We start from the raw sequence: 18,463 nt of genomic DNA on the forward strand, positions 1-18,463 counted from the left end.
TGCTAATTCAACTATGCTAAATGGTCGAACCCGCTGGTCCGTACACCCCCCAAGTCCGGACCGGCGGGTTCTTCTATGCCCGGCTGGTTTTCGGTCCCGTCGGGACGCGCAGTTACTCCCAGTCGGGACGGTCCGTTTTGGGCCGCAGTGAGAGGATGAAGTAATGACTGCAACCCTTGTTGCCAAGGACCTTTCCGGTGGACACGATCACCGCACACTCTTCTCGAAGCTGTCCCTGACCGTAGCGCCCGGTGACGTCGTCGGCGTGGTCGGCGCCAATGGTGCCGGCAAATCAACCCTGCTGCGGCTGCTGGCCGGCGTCGACGGTCCGCAGGAAGGCACAGTGAGCCTGGCCCCCGCCGACGCCTTTGTCGGCTGGCTGCCGCAGGAGCACGAACGGATTGCCGGCGAAACGGTGGCGGGCTATATCGCCCGGCGCACCGGCTGCGCCCAGGCGACCCTGGAGATGGAATCCACCGCGGAGGCGCTGGGCTCCTGCGCTCCGGGCTCCGACGACGCCTACTCCCTTGCCTTCGACCGCTGGATGGCCTCCGGTGCCGCCGACCTGGAGGACCGCATCCCGTCCGTCCTGGCGGACCTTGGCCTCGATGTGGGCCCGGACGCCGGAATGACTGGCCTGTCCGGTGGCCAGGCGGCCCGCGTGGCGCTCGCCGCCCTGCTGCTGAGCCGGTTCGACATCGTGCTCCTGGACGAACCCACCAACGACCTGGACCTCAACGGCCTGGCCAAGCTCGAGGCCTTCGTGCAGGGCCTGCGCGGCGGCGCCGTCCTGGTCTCGCATGACCGCGAGTTCCTGGCGCGCTGCGTCACCACCATCGTGGAACTGGATCTGGCCCAGAACTCGGTGGCGGTGTACGACGGCGGCTACGAGGCCTACCTGGAGGAACGCGCCGTCGCCCGCCGGCACGCACGGGAACGGTTCGAGGAGTACGCGAACATCAAGGCGGACCTCGTCTCCCGCGCCCGCACCCAGCGCGAGTGGAGCTCCCAGGGCGTCCGCAATGCCATGAAGAAGAACCCGGACAATGACAAGATCCGCCGGGCGGCCAGCACCGAGTCCTCCGAGAAGCAGGGCCAGAAGGTCCGGCAGATGGAGTCCCGCATCGCCCGGCTCGAAGAAGTTGAAGAGCCGCGCAAGGAATGGCAGCTGCAGTTCAGCATCGGGGCGGCACCCCGCTCCAGCGCCGTCGTCGCCACCCTGCGCGACGCCGTCGCGGTGCAGGGCGACTTCACCCTGGGCCCGGTGAACCTGCAGCTGAACGCGGGCGAGCGGATCGGGATCACGGGTCCCAACGGCGCCGGCAAGTCCACCCTGCTCCGGCTCCTGCTCGGCGTCCAGCAGCCCGACTCCGGTGACGCCTCCATGGGCGCGTCCGTGGCCGTCGGGGAGATCGACCAGGCGCGCGGCCTCTTGGCCGGCGACCTGTTGCTCGCAGACGCCGTCGAGGCCGTCCTGACGGACCAGACCCCGGCCGAGGTGCGCACCCTGCTGGCCAAATTCGGCCTCAAAGCCGATCACACCAACCGGGCCGTGGATTCCCTCTCCCCGGGGGAACGGACCCGGGCCGCCCTGGCGCTGCTGCAGGCCCGCGGCGTGAACCTGCTGGTGCTGGACGAACCCACCAACCACCTTGACCTGCCCGCCATCGAACAGCTCGAGGAAGCCCTCGACAGCTATGACGGCGCGCTGCTGCTGGTCACCCACGACCGCCGGCTGCTGGAAAACGTCCGCCTGGACGTGCGCTGGAACGTCGAGAACGGCGTCGTCACCGAGCTGCACGCCGATGCCCCGAAAGGCAACACCAAATGAGCATGGACCGGGTCGCCTGGAGCTCCCTCTACAACATCACCCGCGCCTCCAGCGGGTCCAAGCCGTTCTCGAAAGAGACCCTGAAGCGCGTGTTCAGTTTTGCCCGCCCCCACCGCGGCAAGCTGATCGCCTTCGTACTGCTGTCCATCGTGATGGCCTTCCTGGCTGTCGCCACCCCGGTCCTCGCCGGGCAGGTGGTTGACGAGATCATCGCCCACGCGGAGGCCTCAACCGTGATCTGGCTGGCCGTCCTGATCGCCATCGTCGCGGTGGCCGAGGCGGGCCTGGGCCTCGTGACGCGCTGGCTGTCCTCCACGATCGGCGAAGGCGTGATCGTGGACCTGCGCACGAAGGTCTTCGACCACGTCCAGAAAATGCCGATCGCCTTCTTCACCAGGACCCGGACCGGGGCCCTGGTCAGCCGGCTGAACAACGATGTCATTGGCGCGCAGTCGGCCTTCGCCGGCACGCTCTCCGGCGTGGTCAGCAATGTCGTGGCCCTGGCGCTGACCCTCGCGGTGATGCTGAACAAATCGTGGCTTGTGACAGTGCTCGCAATGATCCTGCTGCCGATCTTCCTGATCCCGGCCCGCCGGATGGGCTCCAAACTGGCCGATCTGCGGCGCGAAGCCGCCGAACACAACGCCACCATGGGCACCCAGATGACCGAGCGCTTCTCCGCGCCCGGTGCCACGCTGGTCAAGCTCTTCGGCCGCCCCGACGAGGAATCCCGCGAGTTCGCCCTCCGGGCCGGCCGCGTCCGGGACATCGGCGTCCGCACCGCCATGCTGCAGTTCACCTTCGTCACGGCGCTGACGCTGGTCTCGGCCTTGGCCCTGGCACTGGTCTACGGCCTGGGCGGCTGGCTCGCGCTCGAGGGGCAGCTGGCCGCGGGCGACGTCGTGGTGCTCGCGCTGCTGCTCACCCGCCTGTACGCGCCGCTCACGGCACTTTCGAGCGCACGGGTGGAGGTCATGAGCGCCCTGGTCAGCTTCGAGCGCGTCTTTGAGATCCTGGACCTCAAGCCGCTCATCCAACAGAAGCCGGATGCCGTGGCCTCCCCGCCGGGTCCGCTCTCGGTGGAGTTCGACGACGTCCGCTTCGCCTACCCCTCGGCGGAGAAAGTCTCGCTGGCCTCCCTGGAGGACGTGCTGACCCTGGACACCCGCGGCGGCGAGGAAGTGCTGCACGGCATCAGCTTCCGGGTGGAGCCGGGCCAGACGGTGGCCCTCGTCGGCTCCTCCGGAGCGGGCAAGTCCACCATTGCGCAACTCCTGTCGCGCCTGTACGACGTCGACTCCGGCGCCATCCGCTTCGGCGGCACCACACCCGGCACCGGCGTGGACGTCCGCGACCTCACGTTCGACTCGATGCGCGCGACCCTCGGCATGGTGACGCAGGACGGTCACCTGTTCCACGAGAGCATCGCCTCCAACCTGCGCCTGGCCCGCCCGGAGGCCACCGAAGAACAGATGTGGGATGCGCTGCGGCGTGCCCGGCTCGAAGACATGATCCGGTCCCTGCCCGATGGGCTGGACACCGTGGTGGGGGAGCGCGGCTACCGGCTCTCCGGCGGCGAGCGGCAACGCCTGACCATCGCCCGCCTGCTGATCGCGCAGCCGCGGGTGGTCATCCTCGACGAAGCCACCGCCGCGCTGGATTCGACCAACGAGGCCGCCGTCCAGGAAGCGCTGGGCGCCGCTCTCGAAGGCCGTACCGCCGTCGTGATCGCCCACCGTCTCTCGACGATCCGTGCGGCGGACGCGATCCTGGTGGTGGAGGACGGCTCGATCGTGGAGCGAGGTACCCACCGGGAGCTCCTCGCCGCCGAGGGCCGCTATGCGGAGCTGTACCGGACGCAGTTCTCCGAGGCCAGCGCGGTCGCCCAGGAGGCCGTGCCCGGCTACTGAGCCGGTGTTGGAGGCCGGCTACTGAGCCGGTGTTGGAGGCCGGTGTTGGAGGCTGGTGTTGGAGGCCTCTGGCCTGTACGGTCCTAGCCCGCGGACGGCTTGGCGGACAGGGCCGGCAGCACATGGTCCGTCAGCAGCGGGGCGAGGTCGCCGGGCAGTTCGGCGGACAGGTCCAGCCAGCGGATCTCGGCGATTTCCGCCGACGGCCGGGCGCTCCACACCCCGGGCGCCGTGAAGACCGTGGCCTCGATCTGGGTGGCCGCCTCGTTGGCGGCATCCGCCAGCCAGCAGCCCAGCAGGTCCAGCCGGTCCGGGGCCAGCACGATCCCCACTTCTTCCTGGAGCTCGCGCGCCGCCGCCTGGGCCGCCGTTTCGCCGGCCTCGGGTTTGCCGCCGGGGTGCATGAACTTGTCCGTGCCCCGTTTCCGGACGGTCAGGAGGCGCCCGGAGCGATCGAAAACGCAGACCGCGGAGACGACAATGCGCGGGTTCATCCGGCGCGCCCTGCATCCGGCGCGGTATCCGGGACCGCGTCCGGCGTTACGCCTGGCCTTGGATCCGGAACTGGGCTTGGTCCTGCTTCCAGCCGGCGCAGGACGGACTCCAGCAGCTGGTCCTTGGCGGGGCCGGTGACATCCCAGCGGTAGCCGCATTGGTCCGGTCCGCGGAACGTGTACGTCACGCGGTAGGTGTCTGGGTCGCACCAGTGCTCGTCCTGGTTGGCCTGCCCGTCAAAGCCCATACGGTGGAAGGGGCGGCCGTCCGGGAAGTACACGTCCAGGACCTCGGGGGTGTCGGCCGGCCGCAGCAGATATTCCCGGCTCGCCGGGCCGGTGAACGGTGCGCGGTCCAAGGGGGCCCAGCGCACGGTGCCTTCTTCACGCCACAACAGGCCGCCGTCGTCGTGGGCGGTGAAGCGTACGACGCCGGTGAAGGTTCCGTTGATCCCGGTGCTGCGGTCGAGCAGGGTGCGGTCGACGGACCAGGAGCCGCGCAGATAGGCGCGGAGGTCAAAGTCCGGACCCGTGTCCGGGGTTTCGTCCGGGGCAGGAATGTTCAAGTGCCCTCGATTGGAATCGAACCAACGACACCGGCTTTAGGAGAGCCGTGCTCTATCCACTGAGCTACGAGGGCGGGCATCCGCGGGCGGCCGGGGCCGGTCCGGTCGGACACGGATATAAGCATACAAGGTGAGCGCGCGTACTACGCTCTTGGCATGACTGCAGGAACCGCCGAGCTTTCCGCCGGAGCCCTCTACTACCCCGATGTGGCCGCGACCAGGTTTTACGTCGGGGCCCTGGCGAAGCTGAGCGTGTTGCAGTATTTCGTGGCCGAGTCGGCTGTGATCGGCGCCTGGGCGGGAGCGGAGCCATACAGCCGCCGCACGGGCTACATCAGCGACCTGGGCGCCGTGGCGTGTGGAGAGTTCTCCGGCCGGGACGTCTGCTCGCCGGCGCACCTGCTGATGAACGCGTCGTTTGTGGTCCAAGGCCTTGGCATGATGGTCGGCGCGCTGCTGCTCGGCTCGGCGCTCCTGTGTTGTGCCGCGCGGACCGGAGTGCCCCTCAGGCGCGGCCGGGTGCCGGGGCGGGCGCACGGCCGCGCGCGCKGGGGCGCGGGGGTGGTGGCAGCGGTCGCCGCCCGGCTGCTGACCGGCACGGCCGGGGCAGGAACGGTCATCGTGGGGCTGGTGCCCGAGGACGCGGGATCGGCCTGGCACGTGGCCGGTGCCCTGATGTACTTCGCCGCCGGGGGCCTGGCGCTCCTGGTCCTCGGTCGGCTTTGGCTCCGGCAGACGCCGCTCGGGTGGTTCATCCTGGGCTGCGGGGTTGTGTCCCTGACGGCGCTCATTGCGGGCGGGCTGACGGACATGCACGTGCCGGAACCCGGCACCCTGGAGCGGCTCATGGGCTATCCCATCACCGTCGGCGTCGCCGCGGCCGGCCTTGTCATCGCCCAGCGGGTCCAGCATGAACGCACGGTGCGCAAGCTCGCCCGGGCCCGCCTGAAGCAGGCCGGCTGAGGCTGGCCGGCGGTTCAGGCCCCCMGGGCCCGGGCCGGAGGGCCCGGGCCCTGGGGTCAGTTCCTCGTCCCGCAGCTTTGACCACGGCGACTCCGGCGATCCCTGCAGCGCAGCTTCGGGACTGTCGGTCTGGGTCCACCATTTTGCTTCGAACACCCGGCCTTCGAAGAGCACCCGGGCGCCCTTGCGGTAGACCGTGGCCGGCTGCCAGGCCGGGGCAGTCCCGGCCGGTGCCGTCAGCTGCGGCGTCGGCCGGTCGGCGGCCAGGACCGGACCGATAATGCGCCAGGGGGTCGCGGTGCCCTGCAGGACGGGGTTATCCGGGGTGTCGGCGCGGGTCCACCATTTGGCCTCGTAGACGTTCGAATGCCACACGATCCGCTCCCCGGCGGTGTAGGCAGTGGCCTCGGACCACACCGGGTACGGGCTGGTGGAGGGGTTGTCGCTGACGGCCGGGACCGGCGTCTGCGCCGCCGCGGCGGCCGGCGCAGCCGACGGGCTGGCCATGACACCCGCGCCAAGGATCGTGGCGAAGGATGAGCTTCCCTGGTCCACGCCGCTGCAGCCATCGGAAACCTTCGTGACGTCCGGGAAATTCTGGCTGCAGGTGCGGTCACGGTTCAGGGACCACATGGAAAGCCGGCCGATGCCGCGGGCACTGGCGTAGGCGCTCAGTTCCTGCGCGTCCTTGAGCGTGAAGATCTCGCCGGCGACGTCGTTCTGGCCGATCATCGGCGTCAACCCGACCTTGCGCCACACCGTTCCGCTGCCGAGTTCGGTGCCGGAGGCCCGGTACAGGTCGGTCAGTTGCTGATGGGTGGCTTCCGCGGCGGACATGGCGTTCTCGTACATCGACCGGCCCGGCAGCATGCTCCCGCCGTAGTCCATGGTCATGGCGTTCACCCCGGCAAGGTCGACCCCCGCGGTGATCATCTTCTGGACGGCGTCGCTGCCCGACGCCGTGATGCCGTTGGGATCCGCCGGCAGCGTCAGCCAGACGCTCAGGGACTTGCCCTCGCGCTGGCGGTCCTGCTGGAGCGCGGCGATGGCCACCGAGCGCCGCTGAAGGGCCGCGGGGTCGGACAGGGCCTCGCCTTCCACGTCGAGGTCGATGCTGTTGACCTGATAACGGTCGACGACGGTCCGGTAGGCCGACTTGAGCTGGGCAGGATCGGTGCACGCAACGGCCAGCTCCTGGTTGGCCAGCCCGCCGAAGGACACCGCCACGGTGCCGCCGAGTTGCTGAAGCCGGGCCACCCGCCGGTCCAGGTCCAGCGAGGCGGCGGCGTCCGAGAGGGAGTAGGCGGCCCCCCAGGAAGGCGAGCACGGATCCTTGGGATCAGCCACCACGAAGGACAGCACGACCTTTTCGGCTTCCTTGGACGCCGGGTCCTCGAATGCGTACCGGGGCGTCGCTGTGACATCGACATATCCCGAGAAAACGGACGGGATGGCCTCGGCCGCCCGGACGTCCTGGAAGTTGCCCCATGCGACAACGCCGCCGGCGGCGGCCGCCACCACGGCGCCGATGAGTACACCCAGCCGGACCACTGATAGTTTGCGGCCTGGGAATCGTTCGGACACGGGGTCCCCTTTGTGCGTCTTTCGTTGGGCAGCCGGGCACGCGCCGGCAGCCGGCATCAGCTCGTGAAATTTCCGGGGTGTCTGATGTCCGGCAAGCCTCTGACCTTGCATTATCATAAGTGCACTCACCGGAACATTCCGGTGCGGCGTGCGGGTTTTGCCGTAGGCGCGAGCCAATATGCCGACTTTGCAGTCTTATGGGGACTAATGCCAGATCAGCTTGTCTTGCCGCGCTTGGATTCGGAAAGCGCGACCACCGAACTAAAAGGTGCGGTCCGGCGCCGTCAATGGGGGGCAGAGCGGCGTTCCGAGCCGCTGTCAATTGTTCATCCGAGACCATCCCGGCGCAAAATAATCCTTGGCCGCCTGGGAATTCTCACGACGCTGGCGGCTTGGGTAACGTACGTCATTTCCACCATTCTGAAAGAGCTCGCTGACAATCCCAATGCGGGTTTCAGGTTTCAGTTTGAGACGGTTTCCTACCTGATTGTCGTAACATTTCTGACGTTTTCCGCCCTCATGTACCTGATGGCCCGGCAGGGCGCCCTGTACCGGTTCCGCGACCATGCCAGGGTGCCGCGCGGCGAGCTGGACCGGCACTTCGCCGAGTACTCCGAGGGCGTCACCGTGCTGGTGCCCTCCTATGCCGAAGAGCCCCAGGTGGTGCGGGCGACGCTGTGGTCCGCGGCGCTGCAGGAGTTCCCGGATCTCAAAGTGGTGCTGCTGCTCGATGACCCGCCGCATCCCTCGGACCTTGGTGACCGGGTCCGGCTGGACAAGACCCGAGCACTGACCGCCGAGATCGCCGCAGAGCTCAGCGTCCCGGCCGCGCGCTTCGACACTGCCCTGGCCGAATTCCGCAGCCGGGAAAAGGCGCACGGGCGCGGTACTGCGGCCGAGGTGGCCCTGCTGATCGCCGAATATGAGGCAGCCGCCGAATGGCTTGAATCGATGGCCGCTGCCGAAACAGTGGAGGACCACGTCGACGAGTTCTTCGTCGACCTCGTCCTGATGGGCCTGGCCCGCGAGCTGAGGCTGGTGCTCCTGGGACTGAACGCTGCGCTGGCCCAGCAGACCTCGCCGCCGCGCACGCGGATCGAAGAGCTGTACCTCCGGCTGACCTGGATCTTCAACGTCTCCACCGAAACGTTCGAACGCAAGAAGTACGCGAGCCTTTCCCACGAGGCGAACAAGGCCATGAACCTCAACGCCTACATTTCGCTGATGGGCCACACCTGGCAGAAGGAAACCACAGCCGACGGCGTGATCCTGCGCAAGGTGGGCGCCGGCGTCGTTCCTGACCTGGACGGCGAGATCATGGACGTCCCGGACACGACCTATCTGTTGACGCTCGACGCCGACTCGCTGCTTTTGCGCGACTACTGCCTCCGGCTGGTCTACTTCCTGGAATCGGCCGGCAACGAGCGCGTCGCGGTCACCCAGACGCCGTATTCTTCTTTCCGTGGGGCCCCCACCCGCATCGAGCGGGTTGCCGGAGCCACGACCGACCTCCAGCACATCCTCCACCAGGGCATGACCTACTACGGTGCGACTTTCTGGGTGGGCGCCAACGCCGTCATCCGCAAACGCGCACTGGAGGACATCGTCGAGGTGGAGACCACTGGCGGCTTCGAGATCCGGACCTACATCCAGGACCGAACCGTCATCGAAGATACCGAATCCAGCATCGATCTCGGCCAGCACGGCTGGACCCTGGTGAACTATCCGGAACGGCTCAGCTACAGCGCCACACCCCCGGATTTCGGCTCCCTCGTGGTTCAACGCCGGCGCTGGGCAAATGGCGGCCTGCTGATCCTGCCCAAGCTGTGGGTCCAGCTCCGCCAGCACCGGTCCGAGCGCCGCGCGATCCTGTTCCGGGAGGTGCTGCTGCGGGTGAACTACATGGCGTCCATCGCGTGGGCCAGCTTTGGCCTCGTCTTCCTCCTGGCGTACCCCTATGACAGCCGGCTGCTGAGTCCGATCGTGTTCCTCGCGGCCCTGCCGTATTTCCTGGCCATGGGCAGCGACCTGCGCGACTGCGGGCACCGCTTCAGTGACATCCTCCGGATCTACGGCTTCAACCTCGTGCTGCTGCCGGTCAACCTGGCGGGCGTGCTGAAATCGCTGCAGCAGGCAGTCACAGGCGACAAGATTCCCTTCGCCCGCACGCCCAAGGTCAAGGACCGCACCGCCGCCCCGGCGATCTACGTCCTGACGCCGTACGCGATCGTCGCCTTCTCGCTGCTGACCGTATGGCGGGACGCGCAAGTGGGGAACTGGGGCAACGTGGCCTTCGCCTCCGTCAACGCCGTCCTGGCTGCGGGCGCGATCCGCGCTTACATCGGAGTCTTCAACTCCGCCGTGGATGTCTTCCTCGGGGTGGTTAACTGGCTGTATGTCAGTCCCAGGCCCAAAAAAGAGAAGGAGAGCCCCGTGATAGCCAAGACAGCCGAGGAAGTCGACTGGGAAACGATTCTCTATCACGGCGACCGACGGCTGAACCGTGACCTCCGGGGCTCCGCCGACCGCCGCCGTCGAATTGCGGTCCGATGACGCTCGAGGCCCTGGCCGGGCCCGAAGGACGGCTTCCGGAGGGGCTGCCGGACACGGCAGCGGCAGCCGGCGCCGTTCTGGGGGCGGCGGCGGTGTCCGCGGTCCGGTCAACCGACGGGGCGCCTGCCGACGGCGGTGCCGCCCGGAGCATCGGAGTGCGGATGATCGACGGCGGAATCATCGAGGTCCTGCTGCCCGCCAACCAGGAGATCGAGGGTCCGGAGGCGCGCATCGCCGGTGACATCGTCCGCACGCTCGCCGCGGGTCGGCGGATGCCGGTGCTCCTGGTCATCACCGGCGTCGTCGGTGTCAGCATGGAGGCCCGCCAGGTCTACAGCGGTTCCATAGCGGCGACGGCGTTCGCCCTGGTGGGCGAGAGCCCGGTGGACCGGGTCATTGCCCACTACCTCCTGCGGTCCCGAAGCGAGACGATCCCGGCCCAGTTCTTCACCTCAGAATCCGCGGCCGTCGAGTGGCTAAGGCAGTACACCCCGTGAATAATGAAGCGCCGGACCCCAGGCTGCACGCCCTCGTGGAGGGCATCGTGCGGATCGCCGGAGGCGATCTGAGCACCCGGATCCCGCATTCGGGAGCCCGCGACGACGTCGCCGCCGTCATCGCCGGCATCAACCTGATGGCCGATGACCTGCAGACCATTTACCAGGAGCTGGAAGAGCGGGTCGAAAGCCGCACGGCCATGCTGCGCGAGGCGCAGGTGGAGCTCGAACGCATGGCGCTGACCGACCCCCTGACCCAGCTCGCCAACCGGACGGCACTGAACTCGGTCCTGAGCCATGCCCTGGCGGAGTCCGCGCGCGGCGAGATGCCGCCGGCCCTCCTGATTCTGGATCTCGATTCCTTCAAGGGCATTAACGACACCCTGGGGCACAGCGCCGGCGACGACGTCCTGCGGGCCATCGCACGCCGGCTCCAGGACGCCGTCCGCGACACGGATACCGTGGCGCGCCTTGGCGGCGACGAGTTCGCCGTCATGCTGCCGAAGTCCAATCTGGTCCGGGCACGCCGGGTGGCGAACAGGATCCTCAAGGCACTCAGCGAGAGCCTCGACGTCGGGGACCTGAAAGTCACCTGCGGAACGAGCATCGGCCTGCGGATCGCGGAGCCCGGCCAGTCCGTCGATGACCTGGTCATGGAGGCCGACACGGCCATGTACGCGGCCAAGGCGCAGCAGCACAGCAGCATCAAAGTCTTCGAGCCGGCCCTGCTGTACGCGCGCCGGCTGCAGAGCGTCATGATTACGGAAATGCGCGAGGCCATCCGGCAGGACCAGCTGACCCTGCACTACCAGCCGGTGGTGGACCTCGCGACCGGTAGGATCGAGGGCGTGGAGGCGCTGGTCCGGTGGAACCACCCGGAGCGCGGTCTGCTCATGCCGGACCAGTTCATTCCCCTGGCCGAGGAAACCGGCATGATTGTGGACCTGGGCCACTGGGTGCTGCGCAATGCCGTGCGCCAATTGCGGAAATGGCAGCAGGACCTGCAGGTGGACAGCAGCTTTAACGTCCGGGTCAACATTTCCACCACCGAACTGCAAAACCTCGAGCTGATCGAACATGTGCGGGACATCCTCAGGGAGACCGGCGTGGATGCATCAAACCTGATCGTGGAGCTGACCGAGTCCATGGCGGTCAACGGCGGCGACGTCGACCAGTATTCGCTCAACGGTCTCCGCCGGCTCGGCGTGCAGCTTGAGATCGATGACTTCGGGACCGGCTATTCCTCCATCAGCTACCTGCGCAAGCTGCCGGTGAACGTGGTCAAGATCGACCGCAGCCTGATCAGCGGCCTCGGCGACGACGAGCAGCAACGGGACTTCGTCGCCGCGGTGCTGCACCTCATCCACGCCTGCGGCCTGAAGGCGCTGGCCGAGGGGATAGAGACGGCGGAACAGGCGGAAGTCTTGCGAGAGATGGGCTGCGGCAGCGGCCAGGGCTATTACTTTGGCAGGCCTGCGCCGGCGGGCGAGATCGTGGCGTTGTTTGCGGGGAATGGAAAGCTGTTGTAGCTCCGGGCCTGGTGGATGTTGGGCGGGGTGTGAACGAAGATCAAACAGTGACGGCGAGTGCCGGAATCACTTCCGACACCCGCCGCCTGTCAATGCAGTCTCCGTTACTTCTTGATGGAGTCCGGCCACCAACCGATAGCGGTGACTGAGCTGTGTCCGGAGGTGTCAGCTGCAGCAGAAATCGCTGCGGAGGCGGACATTCCCGCGGCAGCCAGCGCACCGGCGACGAGGAGTGTTGCGAGGGTCTTCTTCATAAGGACTCCTGATACGTAAGAGGCTGATGTGACTCATGTGACTTGTGGTGCAGATTTAGTATAGGGCCAAACGACACGCCGCTCTATAACGATTCGCTCGGCAATGTGCGAAGTCGTGTTATTCGCGCGAAGCTTCGGAAGTCCTGAGACAATATTGCGCAGGTCTTGCTTGCGCGGTTTGTTCGTTTCCGCTCCTTCGGCAACGGATAATTGAGGCATGCAACAAAGTTCCGTTTCACCCTCGTACGCCGCTGCAGAGCTGCAGGCGCGCGAGCTCCGGTCCAGTCACGACTTCAGCGAGGCCGCGAACGCCGCGCAGATGGCCGCGGATATTGCCATTGCTGAAGGTGATTCGTCGTCGTGGTGGCACATGACGTTGTTCCGGGCCGAAAGCCTCATTGCCGCCGGAGAAATCGAAGCTTGCGCAGAACTCGCCAGCACATTGATTGCTGAACCCTGGGAGGGGAACCGGCAACTTCAGGCCCAGGTACACATCCTTCTGGCCCTGACCCGCCGGGGCATGGGTCTGCTCGAAGAGGCCGCCGACGAGGCGAGAATCGCAGCGGACCTCATGGACGGCGAAGACGACGTCGAAATTGCGGTCAAGGCCCGGCAGGCTCTCATTGCGGCGCTTGCCGATAGTGGGAGGCTTAACGAAGCGTGGGCGGAAAGCCTTGTCATGGCCGACATCATCTCGGGCGAAGTCGATGACCAGTTGGTGGGCAAGGCGTATTGGGTCATTGGAAACGTCGCGTTTCTTTGCAGCAAAGTCGCCGAGGGGCTGCACTATCACGAGCTCGCCGCTGCCACCTTTTCACCGGCCCGGAACCTGACCGTCTGGGCAAAGTTCAATAAGGCGTCAGCTGCCATGCGGCTCGCCGCCGATGTCGCGGATGCGGACACCCTGCGCTGCATTGAACGCGCGGAACTAGCCACAGATGTTATTGGCGGCACTGAGGAAGATCACATATTGCTCAAGCTGAACCGCGGCCACTGGAATTTCCTGGCGGGGGATCAGAAATCGGCGGTCGATACTCTCGACGACATCTTCCCGGTCCCCGAAAAGACGTCGCCGCAAATACTGGGCGAGGCCTATCTGCTTCTGGGACGGTCGCACGCCGCTTTGGGAAACGGGGTCGAAGCGCGCAAATACTTACTGGAAGCCGCCGACTACTTTGAGAAGGCGGGAGCCTCGCAACGTGCGGAACAGGCCCTCGAATTCCTGAGCGAAGTGCCCTGACTTCGCGCTGAAGTGGGCATTCCCTCCGCTGGACTCGAGGACTGGACATAATGGCAAGATGTCCACCGGCCGGGCCGAACGCTGGACATGCCCCGTGCTCGAGGCCGGGTGCGAGGGACGACTCCAGTCGCCGCGACCAAGAATGGACATGTCCCTGGTTCTAAGCCGGGTGTAGGGAAATAGCCCTGCCGCGCGGATCAGGACTGGACATGTCCCGGGGTGGGGGAGGCTGCGGCAGCCTTGCGGCCAAGTATTACGGCGGCGACGCCGGCCACGACGCTCAGCGCCAGAAGTGCCCAGCCGGCCACGGTGAGACCGGAGGCCAGGGCGACCTGACCGCCGTCGAGGGTGTCGGCGGACATCATTTCGTCGATCGCTGTGTTGCCCCACAGCCGGACCGCAGCAAAGAGCAGCGGCAGCGACCACAGCGCCCAGCTCAGTGATTTCCGGGCCACGTTGGTTCCGATCAGCAGCAGCCAGGTGAAGCCAAAGATCAGCGGGAAGAGCATGCCGGCCGTCTTATGGACGTAGTTCAGCTGGCCCCGGGCATCGGCGTCCATGGCCGCGCGCAGTTGCTCCACGAAGCCCAGGTCAAAGCCGCCGACCAACGAATCGGGCATTGCCTGGCCGCCCGACAACTGCGTGAGCTGGTTGAGTGTGAGCAGGTGCAGATACCAGAACAGGAACAGGCTGGCCACGACCCCGGCGATGACAATCAGATTGCTGTTGCTCTGTGCCTTCTGCGGTGAACGGCTGGTGGTCGGATTGATCACCGGAGGGAGATGGTGCTGGGGGACCGCCGCGTTGGCGCCGTGCTTCTTGATCCGCTGCGCGGGTGTCTTGGCCATGGCTCCATTATCGCCCGTCCTGCACGCCCCTCCGCGCCGCCGTCTGCCCGGCCGTCCGCGCCGGCTGTTCAGTGCCAACGGGCGCCGATAGTCTGGGACGCGTGACCGAACTAGGAAAACACCGGCTCGGCCGGCACAGCACCGCAGAACTCGACCCGTCAATGGATGACTACCAACTGGCCGAGGCCCTGGTCCGCGAGGCAGGCACGCTGGCGCTGTTGATGCGGCAGGCGGGGCTTGAGGGCCGGCAGAAGACGTCTGTCTCGGACGTGGTCACGGCCGCCGACCACGCCGCCGAGTCCTATGTCCTGGAACAGCTTCGGCGCTGCCGGCCCGATGACGCCGTCCTGGGCGAGGAGGGCGCCTCCGTGGCGGGCAGCAGCGGCCGGACCTGGGTCATTGACCCCGTCGACGGGACCTTCAACTTCCTGCATGGATCCACGTACTGGTGCTCGGCCATTGCCCTGAAGGATTCCTCCGGTGCAGGGCTCGGCGCCATCTTCCAGCCGGAGGAGGACAAACTCTGGCTGGGCGGGACGTCCCGGGCGGCGACGCTCAACGGCGAAAAAATGGTGACCTTTCTGCCCGGCACGTCCGGCGGCACCGGACGCTCCGACACGCCGCTGTCCGACCTCGGCGCGGCAACCTACATCCACCCGACGTGGCTTGCCGATCCCATGTGTGCCATGCCCTGGCACGCGGCAGCGACGTCGGCGGCCGCGCTGCGCATGTTCGGGTCCGGCTCCTGCGACCTCGGCCGGGTCGCGGACGGAGAGCTCGGCTGCTGGTTCCAGCACAGCTGCCCCGAGTGGGACTGGCTGCCCGGGAAGGCGATTGTCGAGGCGGCCGGCGGCGCGACCGACGTCGTGCGCGTCAACGGACTGGACTGGTTCATCGCGGGAGGCACGACGGCGGTCCAGCAGCTGCGCGCCGCGCTCAGCTCCGGGGGCGTCGGCTAGCTTCCCGCCTGCCGGGCCTCCCCGGGGGACATGCTCATTCTTCGCGGCCAAGACTGGGCACAAGGGGAGTATGTCCATTGGTCACGAGTGGCGGAGGACATGCTCGTTCCGCAGTGCCGTGTCCGTGGGACATGCTCTTTCTTCAGAACAACCCGGGTCTTCTCCAGGGCAGCTTCCGTGGGACATGCTCATTCTTCGCGGCCAGGACTGGGCACGCGGGGAGTATGTCCATTGGTCACGGGTGGCGGAGGACATGCTCGTTCCGCTGGGCCGTGTCCGTGGGGCATGCTCATTCTTCAGAACAACCCGGGTCTTCTCCAGGGCAGCTTCCGTGGGACATGCTCATTCTTCGCGGCCAGGACTGGGCACGCGGGGAGTATGTCCATTGGTCACGAGTGGCGGAGGACATGCTCGTTCCGCTGGGCCGTGTCCGTGGAGCATGCTCATTCTTCAGAACAACCCGGGTCTTCTCCAGGGCAGCGTCCGCGGGGCATGCTCATTCTTCGCGGCCAGGAGTGGGCACAAGGGGATTATGTCCACTGGGCGCGGGCAGGGGAGGGCATGTCCCGGCGGGCGGACACGGCTGTCAGCGCCACCGCCTAGACTTAGATACACCATGGATATGTTGTTTGACCCTTACGCCGACGGACCCTTCCAAGCTGCCTCCAAGGCGGCGGCAGGCACTAAAGCGCGGGCCGGGTCCGGTTTGGCGGGCCTGGATTCAGGGCCGGATTTCGCCCCGCACGGAGGCCCGCACGGCGCCCCGCACAGCGGAAGCGCGCACGGCGACGGGCCCGACGGCGGCTGGGACCGCCCGCAGCTTCCGAACGCCGGCGAACTCCTCGAGGGGCTGAACCCCCAGCAGGAAGAAGCAGTCAAGCACGCCGGCAGCGCCCTGCTGATTGTGGCCGGCGCCGGCTCGGGCAAGACCCGCGTGCTCAGTAACCGGATCGCGTACCTGATCGCCACGAGGCGGGCGCACCACGGCGAGATCCTGGCCATTACGTTCACCAACAAGGCCGCGGCCGAAATGCGGGAACGGATCGAGGCGCTGGTCGGCGGCCGGGCCAAGACCATGTGGATCTCCACCTTCCACTCCTCCTGCGTCCGGATCCTGCGCCGCGAGGCCAAGAACGTCGGGCTGAACTCCAACTTCTCGATCTACGACTCCGCCGACTCGCTGCGCCTGATCACCTTGGTCGCAAAGAACCTGGACCTCGACCCCAAGCGCTTCGCGCCCAAGGCCATCCAGCACAAGATTTCCGCGCTCAAGAACGAACTGATCGACGCCGACAGCTACTCCTCCAGCGCCAACTACAACGATCCTTTCGAGCAGGCCGTCGCCGAGGTCTTCAAGGGCTACACCCAGCGGCTGCGCCAGGCCAACGCCATGGACTTCGATGACCTGATCGCCGAGACCGTCTACATGTTCCGGGCCTTCCCCGCGCTCGCCGACTCCTACCGGCGCCGCTTCCGGCACGTCCTCGTGGACGAATACCAGGACACCAACCACGCCCAGTACGCCCTGGTGCGCGAGATCGTCGGCGAGGGCCCCGAGGCCGCCGAGCTCACCGTCGTCGGCGATTCAGACCAGTCCATCTACGCCTTCCGCGGCGCGGACATCCGCAACATCGTGGAGTTCGAGAAGGACTACCCGGACGCCCGCACCATCAAGCTCGAGCAGAACTACCGCTCCACCCAGACCATCCTCAGCGCCGCCAACTCGGTGATCTCCCGTAACCCCAACCGGCCGGAGAAACGGCTCTGGACGGCAGAGGGCGACGGCGAGAAGATTGTCGGCTACGTCGGCGAGAACGAGCACGACGAGGCCCAGTTCATCGCGAAGGAAATCGACCGGCTCCAGGACGAGGGCGACCTGCGCCCCGGCGACGTCGCCATTTTCTACCGCACCAACGCCCAGTCCCGCTCGATCGAGGACGTCCTCGTCCGGGTGGGCCTGCCCTACAAGGTGGTCGGCGGCACCCGCTTCTACGAGCGCAAGGAGATCAAGGACGCCCTCGCCTACCTGCGCGTCCTGGTCAACCCCGACGACGACGTCAACCTCCGCCGCATCCTCAACGAACCCAAGCGCGGGATCGGCGACCGTGCCGAGGGTGCCGTCGCCGCCCTGGCAGAGCGTGAGCGCACCTCCTTCATGGCCGCTGCGCGGCGCGCCGACGAGGCCCCGGGCATGGCGACCCGGTCGGTCAACGCCGTGCTGGGCTTCGTGAAACTCCTCGACGACCTCGCCGAGGTCGCTTCCGGCTCCGGTGCGGCCGCGGCACTCGAAGCCGTGCTCGAACAGACCGGCTACCTTGCCGGGCTGCGGTCCAGCACCGACCCGCAGGACGAATCGCGCGTGGAGAACCTCGCCGAACTTGTCGCCGTCGTCCGGGAATACGAAAGGGACAATCCCGAAGGCTCGCTCGGCGCCTTCCTGGAGCAGGTCTCCCTGGTGGCTGACGCCGACCAGATCCCGGACGCCCCCGGCGGTGACGCCCAAGACACAGCCGCCGCCGTCGCCGAAGCCAAGCGGCTCGGCGTCGTCACCCTCATGACGCTGCACACCGCCAAAGGCCTGGAATTCCCGGTGGTGTTCCTTACCGGCATGGAGCACGGGCTGTTCCCGCACCAGCGCTCCGCCACTGATCCCAAGGAACTGGCCGAGGAACGCCGGCTGGCCTACGTGGGCCTGACCCGTGCCCGGAAGCGGCTGTACCTGACCCGCTCCGAGGTCCGCAGCATGTGGGGCCAGAGCCAGTACAACCCCGCCAGCCAGTTCATCGAGGAGATCCCGGCCGAGCTCGTCGAGTGGAAGCGCGAAGGCGCCAGCCGCCAGAGCGGAGGCTGGGGGAGCGGTGCCGGGATCGGGTCCAGCCGCTATGGCGGATCGTTCTGGGGTGCCGGGACCCCCCGCGGCGCCGCTGCCAGCCCGTCCGCGGGCTTCAACGCCGATGTTCCCGCCGCGGTGGCCAAGAACAGGGTCCAGCCGCAGAAGGAAGTCGTCGCCGTCAGCGTGGGGGACAAGGTCAACCACACCAGCTTCGGCAACGGGACCGTCCTTGCGGTCGAGGGTGCCGGGGACAAAACGGTCGCCAAGGTCAAGTTCGACGTCGGCGAGAAGCGGCTGCTGCTGCGCTACGCGCCGCTGACCAAGCTGGACGCCTAGCTGACCGCACAGCTGGACGTTTGGCCGAAGACCCGGCGGGAGCCGCGAGCGGAGCCGGGAGACGGG

At 67.2% G+C, this 18,463-nt stretch carries 15 protein-coding genes, 1 tRNA gene and 1 pseudogene; 11 read left to right on the top strand and 6 right to left on the bottom strand.

The window, feature by feature from the left end; translation table 11 throughout:
- Positions 1-163: 163 nt before the first annotated feature.
- Both AC1DXI_RS10420 and AC1DXI_RS10425 read left to right on the top strand, forming a co-directional pair.
- On the top strand, positions 164-1,831 hold the full coding sequence (locus AC1DXI_RS10420) for an ABC-F family ATP-binding cassette domain-containing protein (protein ID WP_476938537.1): 1,668 nt from the start codon (positions 164-166) through the stop codon (positions 1,829-1,831).
- Positions 1,828-3,741, top strand: coding sequence for an ABC transporter ATP-binding protein (locus AC1DXI_RS10425; protein WP_018776019.1), 1,914 nt, complete (start codon positions 1,828-1,830; stop codon positions 3,739-3,741). The genes AC1DXI_RS10420 and AC1DXI_RS10425 overlap by 4 nt, the downstream gene beginning before the upstream one ends.
- A gap of 83 nt (positions 3,742-3,824) precedes the next feature.
- On the opposite strand, the gene AC1DXI_RS10430 is transcribed toward AC1DXI_RS10425, so the two are convergent.
- The 3 genes from AC1DXI_RS10430 to AC1DXI_RS10440 all read right to left on the bottom strand — a co-directional run bounded on the left by AC1DXI_RS10430 (position 3,825) and on the right by AC1DXI_RS10440 (position 4,875).
- Positions 3,825-4,235, bottom strand: a complete 411-nt coding sequence (locus tag AC1DXI_RS10430; protein WP_018776020.1) for an NUDIX hydrolase — start codon at positions 4,233-4,235, stop codon at positions 3,825-3,827.
- Positions 4,232-4,738 (bottom strand): DUF6314 family protein, encoded by a 507-nt coding sequence (locus tag AC1DXI_RS10435; protein WP_476938617.1) that lies wholly within the window; start codon positions 4,736-4,738, stop codon positions 4,232-4,234. Before AC1DXI_RS10435 ends, AC1DXI_RS10430 begins: the two co-directional genes overlap by 4 nt.
- 64 nt (positions 4,739-4,802) lie before the next feature.
- A tRNA-Arg gene (locus AC1DXI_RS10440) sits at positions 4,803-4,875 on the bottom strand.
- 82 nt (positions 4,876-4,957) lie between these two features.
- Between AC1DXI_RS10440 and AC1DXI_RS10445 the strand changes: the two genes are divergently transcribed.
- Positions 4,958-5,764, top strand: coding sequence for a DUF998 domain-containing protein (locus AC1DXI_RS10445; protein ID WP_476938538.1), 807 nt, complete (start codon positions 4,958-4,960; stop codon positions 5,762-5,764).
- A gap of 93 nt (positions 5,765-5,857) precedes the next feature.
- Here the strand turns inward: AC1DXI_RS10445 and AC1DXI_RS10450 are convergent.
- Positions 5,858-6,271, bottom strand: a pseudogene (locus AC1DXI_RS10450) (carbohydrate-binding protein); the annotation flags it as partial.
- Here AC1DXI_RS10450 and AC1DXI_RS10455 point away from each other — a divergent pair.
- From AC1DXI_RS10455 to AC1DXI_RS10475, 5 genes are all read left to right on the top strand, one after another.
- The gene (locus tag AC1DXI_RS10455) at positions 6,165-6,431 is read left to right on the top strand and encodes a hypothetical protein (protein WP_476938539.1); all 267 of its coding nucleotides are present in this window, start codon (positions 6,165-6,167) and stop codon (positions 6,429-6,431) included. The pseudogene AC1DXI_RS10450 and the gene AC1DXI_RS10455 sit on opposite strands and share 107 nt — an antisense overlap.
- 219 nt (positions 6,432-6,650) lie before the next feature.
- A complete protein-coding gene (locus AC1DXI_RS10460; protein WP_476938540.1) occupies positions 6,651-6,830 on the top strand; it encodes a hypothetical protein in 180 nt (59 codons plus the stop codon).
- A 1,037-nt stretch (positions 6,831-7,867) separates the two neighbouring features.
- Positions 7,868-9,901 (top strand): glycosyltransferase family 2 protein, encoded by a 2,034-nt coding sequence (locus AC1DXI_RS10465; RefSeq protein ID WP_476938541.1) that lies wholly within the window; start codon positions 7,868-7,870, stop codon positions 9,899-9,901.
- Positions 9,898-10,398 carry a DUF7793 family protein gene (locus AC1DXI_RS10470; protein WP_476938542.1) on the top strand — a complete coding sequence of 167 codons (501 nt, stop codon included), beginning with the start codon at positions 9,898-9,900 and terminating at the stop codon, positions 10,396-10,398. The genes AC1DXI_RS10465 and AC1DXI_RS10470 overlap by 4 nt, the downstream gene beginning before the upstream one ends.
- The gene (locus AC1DXI_RS10475) at positions 10,395-11,927 is read left to right on the top strand and encodes a putative bifunctional diguanylate cyclase/phosphodiesterase (protein ID WP_476938543.1); all 1,533 of its coding nucleotides are present in this window, start codon (positions 10,395-10,397) and stop codon (positions 11,925-11,927) included. The genes AC1DXI_RS10470 and AC1DXI_RS10475 overlap by 4 nt, the downstream gene beginning before the upstream one ends.
- Positions 11,928-12,031: 104 nt before the next feature.
- Here the strand turns inward: AC1DXI_RS10475 and AC1DXI_RS10480 are convergent, their stop codons facing one another.
- Entirely contained in the window at positions 12,032-12,181 is a 150-nt protein-coding gene (locus AC1DXI_RS10480) for a hypothetical protein (RefSeq protein ID WP_476938544.1), read from the bottom strand.
- A 217-nt stretch (positions 12,182-12,398) separates the two neighbouring features.
- Between AC1DXI_RS10480 and AC1DXI_RS10485 the strand changes: the two genes are divergently transcribed.
- Complete coding sequence (locus tag AC1DXI_RS10485; protein ID WP_476938545.1) at positions 12,399-13,421, top strand: hypothetical protein; 1,023 nt, start codon at positions 12,399-12,401, stop codon at positions 13,419-13,421.
- A gap of 197 nt (positions 13,422-13,618) precedes the next feature.
- Here the strand turns inward: AC1DXI_RS10485 and AC1DXI_RS10490 are convergent, their stop codons facing one another.
- A complete protein-coding gene (locus AC1DXI_RS10490; RefSeq protein ID WP_476938546.1) occupies positions 13,619-14,269 on the bottom strand; it encodes a hypothetical protein in 651 nt (216 codons plus the stop codon).
- A 161-nt stretch (positions 14,270-14,430) separates the two neighbouring features.
- Between AC1DXI_RS10490 and AC1DXI_RS10495 the strand changes: the two genes are divergently transcribed.
- Together AC1DXI_RS10495 and pcrA are read left to right on the top strand one after the other, a co-directional pair.
- Positions 14,431-15,228, top strand: a complete 798-nt coding sequence (locus AC1DXI_RS10495; RefSeq protein ID WP_476938618.1) for an inositol monophosphatase family protein — start codon at positions 14,431-14,433, stop codon at positions 15,226-15,228.
- 616 nt (positions 15,229-15,844) lie between these two features.
- The gene (gene pcrA, locus AC1DXI_RS10500) at positions 15,845-18,397 is read left to right on the top strand and encodes a DNA helicase PcrA (protein ID WP_476938547.1); all 2,553 of its coding nucleotides are present in this window, start codon (positions 15,845-15,847) and stop codon (positions 18,395-18,397) included.
- The last annotated feature ends 66 nt before the right edge of the window (positions 18,398-18,463 follow it).

This window comes from Arthrobacter sp. P1_H7, assembly GCF_056405215.1.